The 6,660-nt window shown below is 54.6% G+C and carries 4 protein-coding genes and 1 pseudogene; 2 read left to right on the top strand and 3 right to left on the bottom strand.

All coding sequences use genetic code 11. The features are described from left to right. Together AB4043_RS09920 and AB4043_RS09915 are read left to right on the top strand one after the other, a co-directional pair. On the top strand, positions 1 to 821 hold an 821-nt coding region (locus AB4043_RS09920), incomplete at its 5' end, for a Gfo/Idh/MocA family oxidoreductase (protein ID WP_442306970.1). Positions 822 to 865: 44 nt separating this feature from the next. Further along, positions 866 to 1,993, top strand: a complete 1,128-nt coding sequence (locus tag AB4043_RS09915) for an amidohydrolase family protein (RefSeq protein ID WP_442298874.1) — start codon at positions 866 to 868, stop codon at positions 1,991 to 1,993. Between the two features lie 28 nt (positions 1,994 to 2,021). Here AB4043_RS09915 and AB4043_RS09910 read toward each other — a convergent pair whose 3' ends face one another. The 3 genes and pseudogenes from AB4043_RS09910 to AB4043_RS09900 all read right to left on the bottom strand — a co-directional run. Next, a complete protein-coding gene (locus tag AB4043_RS09910; protein ID WP_442306969.1) occupies positions 2,022 to 3,002 on the bottom strand; it encodes a glycoside hydrolase family 88/105 protein in 981 nt (326 codons plus the stop codon). 234 nt (positions 3,003 to 3,236) lie between these two features. Further along, the gene (locus tag AB4043_RS09905; protein WP_442306968.1) at positions 3,237 to 5,579 is read right to left on the bottom strand and encodes a PKD domain-containing protein; all 2,343 of its coding nucleotides are present in this window, start codon (positions 5,577 to 5,579) and stop codon (positions 3,237 to 3,239) included. Positions 5,580 to 5,689: 110 nt separating this feature from the next. Further along, a pseudogene (locus tag AB4043_RS09900) lies at positions 5,690 to 6,660 on the bottom strand (glycoside hydrolase); the annotation flags it as partial.

Here is a 6,660-nt window from a genome sequence, read left to right as displayed (position 1 = left end):
TCAATGAAGAACGGTGGCGTTTTGAGGACGTCGATACCGGTATCTCGCCAGAGATGCTAAAGGATAAAGACATGGAGTGGAAGAAGTGGCTCTATGAACGCCATTCCACGCTTCGGGAAGAAGACACTGACTGGAAGCGATGGCTAATGGATAAGCCGTATCGGCCCTTTGATCCGCATGTGTATCTGGAGTTTCGCTTATACAAGGAGTTCTCGAGCGGGCTATTCGATCAGTGGTTAAGCCACGGATGTGATCTGGTGCACCTATGGACTGATGAGGCATATCCGGTGAGTGTTGTTGCCAACGGTGGCATTTTTGCGTGGCCCGATGGCCGGGAAAATCCGGACACATGTGTTGCTGCGGTAACGTATCCCAAAGGTTTTCTTTACACATATAAGACCACTTTCGGTAATAGCTATCGCAGCTTCTCGCGGATTCAAGGGCGGGACGGGACAATTGAAAATCATGGTGGAGAGGGTGCCTCTCTCTTCGTCGTGACGAAGGAAGGCGGCCGCGAAGAATATGACGGGCATAATCCGCGCTATAAAAACGTCCCGCTTGTCGCCCCGTTTGAAGACCGCGAAGAGGTGGTGCGGGTGCCGGGAGCGCCGCCGCCCGACACGGATGGCCCGGATGATGTCGATGCACCGCACTTGCTCGACTGGATCGCGGCGATGCGGAATCGCAGCCAGCCTGTCTCTACGGTGGACCACGGTTTCTCGCATTCTGTCGTCTGCATCATGGCAGCGCAGTCTTACTGGAGTGGTAAGAAGCTCTATTGGGATCCAGTGAAGGAAGAGATTGGCGATGAGCCAGTTTAGGAGCTTGTAGCAAGAATGAGTGCAATCTATACGACGAGGTCTCGATGAGAACGAACTGGCTGCCCGCATGTTTTTGCATTTTGTCCATCGGTTGCTACGCGGGCGCGCAGCAATCGAGCCACTCAGGCACCCGGTCTGTTAAGGGCCTTTTCACACCGGAGGAGCTGAAGCAGTTCGTGGCGCTGGACCCAATCGATACGCATGCCCATATCTTTCATCCATCGCCTGTGTTCAATGCGTTACTGAAGCGCTTGAACCTCCACCTGGTCGATATCGTTGTAGTAGATGACCATGGGAAACATCCGGCAACACTTGTGAAGCAACGCGCTGGCGCGCTCGGCGTGATCGCCCAGAATGAAGACCGCACGAAGCTATGCACGTCGTTCGATCCCTATAAGTTCAACGACCCTTCCTTTGCCGCAAATGCAGTAGCGGAGATGAATAATGACTTCGATCATGGCGCGATCGCGGTAAAGATCTGGAAAAACGTGGGTATGGAAGTTAAGGACTCGGCAGGGAAGTACATTCTTCCGGACGACCCACGCCTTGCACCGATCTACCGTGATATTGCCGCTCACGATAAAACCTTGATTGCACACGTTGCCGATCCAAATACACTGTGGGCCCCACCCGATCCGAAGGCTGATGACTACTCGTATTACATGGAAGAGGAGCCATGGTGGTACATGTACAACAAGCCCGGGGTGAACTCGAAGGAGACAATCCTCGCTGCCCGCGACCATATGCTTGAACAAAACCCCACGCTCCGCGTGGTCGGCGCACATGTAGGCAGCCTTGAAGCTAACTTCCCCGACCTCGGTGCGCATTTCGAACGCTATCCAAACTTTGCAGTCGACATCGCCGGACGCGTTCCCTACTTCAAGATGATGCCACGGGAACAGGCGATTGCTTTCATCACGAAGTATCAGGATCGCCTTATCTACGCGACCGACAATGACCATGAATTCTATCCGGGCTGGAAAACAAAGCAGGCCGCGAAGTTCTGGGAAGAGGCCTATGCGGATCAATGGCGGTACTTCGCGACCAACGATACAGTCGAATACCAGGGGAAGCCGGTGCAAGGTTTAGCGTTGTCGCCGGAGATTCTTCGCAAGCTGTATCACGATAACGCAATCAAGTGGTTTCCTGGCGTAATCGATCGCGTGAAATAGACTCATAGCACAACAGTGGGGCGACAACTCACTGTTGTGCCATAGAATAAATTTCCGAGCCCGCAAGAAGAAAGGCGCCAACGCCATAGACGTAACTGGATGTTGGCTTCAAGTGTCCGGGCGCATCCGCAACCTTCTGTACAGAGCCAAGCCTGCCATCAACGAAGATGTGTGAGACGAGACCTCGCCACGCGAGCGCAACATGCGGCTCATACTCTTCTTTGCTCAGAATGCCACTGTTGATTCCATACGCCAGTCCGAATGTGATGAGGCCGGTTCCCGATGTCTCGTCTGCCGGATAGCTGGTTGGATCAAGCAGGCCCGCGGTCCACAACCCGTTGGGGCGTTGCAGCTTGGCGAGCGAAGCGGCCATCTCTTGAAACTGCGCCACGTACTTCGGTCTGGATGGATAGTCTTTCGGCATGTTCTGAAGAACCTTAGCGAGGCCGGCAAGGACCCAGCCGTTTCCCCGCGACCAGAACACCGGTTCGCCGTTGGCTTCCTTTCTGGTTAGGAACCGCGCGTCGCGGAAGAAGAGACGGTGACGCGTCTCGTAGAGATGAGAAGAAGTGACGCTCCATTGCGTATCCATGTAATCGAGATAGCGTTGATCACCTGTGATGCGAGATATCTCTGCAAAAGCGGCAGGGGCCATGAAGAGTGCGTCACACCACCACCATAAGGGGCGTTCTTGACTCTCTGTTTGTCTCATGGTGAACGCAGCGCGATCTTTGACGGACTGCATCATCGCTGGATCTTTGTAAGATTCATAGAGCGCGAGATAGGTCTGGCCAATGGTCATGTCGTTAGCATCGAGCAGGTCGGGACCCATTTGCCAATGGAGTGTTTGCCCCATGGATCTCATGGCTTCGATATATCTCTTGCCGGCGACCGATTCCGGGATTGCCATAAAGCCGGTATAGAGCACTCCGAATGTCCAGTCGTCGTCGAAGTGAGGCGCCGAACGCTGCAGTTGCCAGTCTGCTACTTTCATCAGTGCTGCAGACACATCTTTGCGAGTGATAGCTGAGGACAGGGCCTTATCGTACGGCCGCGCATGCTTTGGCGCATCTCCGACATAACGGGAGAACTCGCCCTGATCTTTGGTGCGCTGTGCATAACCTGAACGGCTTGAAAGCATGGCCAGAAGGCCGATGGTTTGCAGGATCAGGATTATCGCAGTCTGCGACTGATATCGATCGCGAAATTGTAATGTCATGCGGGTCTTTCTATATCGAGCCAATTACTTGTCGTTGAAGCGTGTCTTTGTTGCAGGCACAAACGCGGAGGGTATCTCTCCTTCAGCGGTCACGTCGAAGGCGCTGATCTGTGTGGATGTTGTCGCACCTATCGCAATCAGTCGTACGCGGTACGTTCCTGGCTGGGTGTAGGTGTGGGTTACGGCGCAGTCTTGCGCGCTGACACCATCTCCGAACGTCCAGCGGTACTCAGCGGGTGGAAAAGCTACGTCTTCCGAGCAAACGGAAAAAGAAGCGCTTTCACCGGTCTTGACATGGGTGGGATGCTTGACGTCGATATGCTGCCGCTGCGCCGGGATAGATAGGTTGATAATTTGATAGATGCGCACCGAATGAGCGGGTTGGGTTACCGTGAGGACGTGCGCGGCCCGCCTCGTCGATGAGTCTCTATCGAAGATCTCTCGAATGAAATAACGAGAGTTCACGTCAAGACCAACGGAGCCTAGGGGTATGCGATGGGTACGGGCTTCGTCGGTCCAGTTGAAGATTGTGAGAACACTATGCCCGCCATCTTCCTTCAGAAAAAAGATGCTGGGTTGCTTATCTTCCGGGGCATAGCTCATCAAGTCCATTGGCTTCGACGCTTTGCCTGGCTTGACCATGTTGAGCAGATCGCGGTTCCTTACCAGAGCGAGCCTCTCCGGCTTGCTRCCGAGTGAAGGAAGGTCATCACCGATCTCAAACATGCCACCTGAGATCGCGCTGAGGGCGATGGAAGCCTTAGCCTCTTCCAGCGTGAGTGGGATTTTGCCGCCGTTCCACGCATGATCTTTAATGATCTGAGTAGATACGGTGAAGGCGTCTGGATCATTCACGAAGAAGTTACGATTCATGTAGTAGCGAGCAGCGACCGCGGGCGCGGCCTCTTTCGTTGCGGTGAAGGTATGTCCGGTGTCCTGTGCGATGCGGCCGTAGTCGACATAGCCTACTGGATTCAACATAGCGCTGCCGTCTTTATCCAGCATGATGTCGTCGCCTACTGTCTCGCGAATAGTCGCAAGACCAATCCGCTGAGCCTCCATTGCGGTGGTGTTCGGCCGATAGCGGATTCCTTCAACAGCGCTGTCGTCCATGAAGTCAAGCTTGATGTACCGGATGCCCCACTGCTTCACCAGTGCGGCATAGGTCGAGCGAAGATACTCCTGCGCTCCAGGATGAGTAGTATCAAGGGCGTATAGGCGGTCAAGGTGATTATTAGCCCAGCCCAGGTGAATGGGCTGACCGCCGGCATTGTGCACAAGCCAGTCTTTATGGTCCGTGAAGATGGAGGCTCGCTCAGAGACCTCGAAGGGCGCGGTCCATATTCCCGACGTGAGGCCCAGCGCGTGCACATGGTTTTCGAGCGCAATCATTCCATGAGGGAACTGGTTTGCATCCGCTGTAATGTACTCTCCGCGAGCGTATTGATAGCCCTCATCGAGATGGAAGTAGTTGTAGCCAAGCTCACTCAGATTCTGCGCCAGCCATTGAGCGTTCGTGAGTGCGACTCCCTCGGTGAGGCCGTAGTAGTAAGCCGTCCAGCTCCACCAGCCCATCGCAGTAGAAGCCTTGGTGCGGGCGTGATGCAGGTCTCGAATGAGAACGCCATAGGCCTCGAGCTGACGGTGATAGTCGTTGTCGATGCTGAAGAAGAGGCGCTCCGAGCGGAGCTCTGTACCCGATGCGAGTTCAAGCGATAACGGCACAGCATCTTCACTGGGGGATTCAAGAAGGGAGTTTTCTCGCATGATTTCAGTAGTGCCGGTAGACTCGGCAATGTAGCTCTCGATCCCAGTATCCTTGCCCAGAGTCAGCCGTAGGAGTGTGATGAAACGATCCGACGTGCCGGTACCCGCGAAGAAGCTCCATTTGCTGTCGCGGTTATAGATCAGTTGGCTGCCTACACCACGATGTACGCGGTTTGGGGCATCTTTCAGGTCCATGATCTTGATGGCCGGCGTGTCTTCGCTGAAGCTGTCGGAGAGAATGCGGTCATGCTCGACGGGGCCTCCGAGATTGAGAAGAGGGCCGCCTACCGTATCCAWCATACGAATCGCATTGACGTGGATGGGCCCTCCAGTGGTATTGCGAACAGTTGCCTGCACCTCTCCAAAGGAACGCCCCTCAGGAGTGTGAAGTCGATAATGTAGCTCCGGCTCATTCGCCAGCCCACTAAAAGTGACATCCCATCCTCCGGCAACGGCATCGATGCGGTGATTTGGATAGCTGCTCGACCGAACCCATCTTCCATCGATCAGGGCGGAGATGCCGGCCCGAAGTACGGGGAAGGGAAGGCCGTCCGCGGAAAGCGTAAAGCTCGCATCCTCCGGGTCTATGGCAACATGCATGGGCTGCACATCGGCGCTTTGAGCAACGGCGGTGAAAGACAACAAAACGATGCAGATTGCACCGGCTGAAGCATGTCGCGTTCGATGTGCGCGGGACGTCATGGAACCTCTTATCGTGTGAGGAGCGTTGTTGCTGGAATCTCGAGCTCTTGTGGCGTTGGAAGGTGACCTGTTTTCTCATAGTCGTCTCCCGCGGCGCGAATGACTACTCCTCGCTGGATCCAGAGCTGCATATTCAGGTCGTACTGCGCAGTAACATTGTCAAGCCAATAAGGTCGGCTCTCTTTGAGCCATGCTGCCCGGAAGAGATCACGAATAAGCCCATAACCATCACGCAAGTCCTGGCATTGCCCATTGTTGCCGCTCAGGGTAAACGACATGTCTGAGACGGCCTCCTTCTTCGGCACGTCTGCCTGGTGAGCATACATTTCCGAATATTCCTGGCGCATCTCCTCGGCCTGCAGAAACTTCTGTCCGATGAAGTCCATCTTGCGCGCGCCTATCTCCATCGCGTCCAGCGCATCAATATTGCGTATTTCTGGCTGCTTCTTCGCTTCTTCAAGAAGGATGATGGCATCCTCCGCCGCCATGCGAAGGTCATGGGCGACGGGTAGAATCTTCAACGTATCCTGCTGTCCGTTTTTGCTCCAAGGGTCTTCCCAGAACAAGACATTCTTTGCCTGCAAATCTGCTTTGGCCAGAATGAGGTGCGCATTCATCAGCGCGATCTCAGCCTGATTTACTTTTCCGGACGAATCGTTGTGAAAGACGCGGCCGTAGTCTTGTTCGAACTGCTCAATGTCGGCTTTGCCGCTTTGCCAACTGGACGAAGCYCCGTAGAGAACGCCATACCAGTTCTGCTCGAAGATGCCTTCTCCACCATCGTTCCAGACTGTATTCAGCATGCCTGTTGACCCCAGCCGCTGACCATCGGTGACGAAGGCCTGAATCGTCTTGAGATTGTTATCGTTGTCGGGGAAGATACGGTTGCCCCGATTAGCGCTCGGCGCTACCCATGTCTCAATGCCGGAATCGCGAAAAGGAGCGATCCACTTATCGAAACCGTGCTCCTGCATCGAGT

Source organism: Terriglobus sp. YAF25 (assembly GCF_052113305.1).
Lineage (GTDB): Bacteria > Acidobacteriota > Terriglobia > Terriglobales > Acidobacteriaceae > Terriglobus.
This window is presented reverse-complemented; position numbering and strand designations above follow the sequence as displayed.

Bases quoted from the DNA above. Each gene is read 5' to 3' on its own strand.
- AB4043_RS09915 (WP_442298874.1), top strand. From the start codon at position 866: ATGAGAACGAACTGGCTGCCCGCATGTTTTTGCATTTTGTCCATCGGT.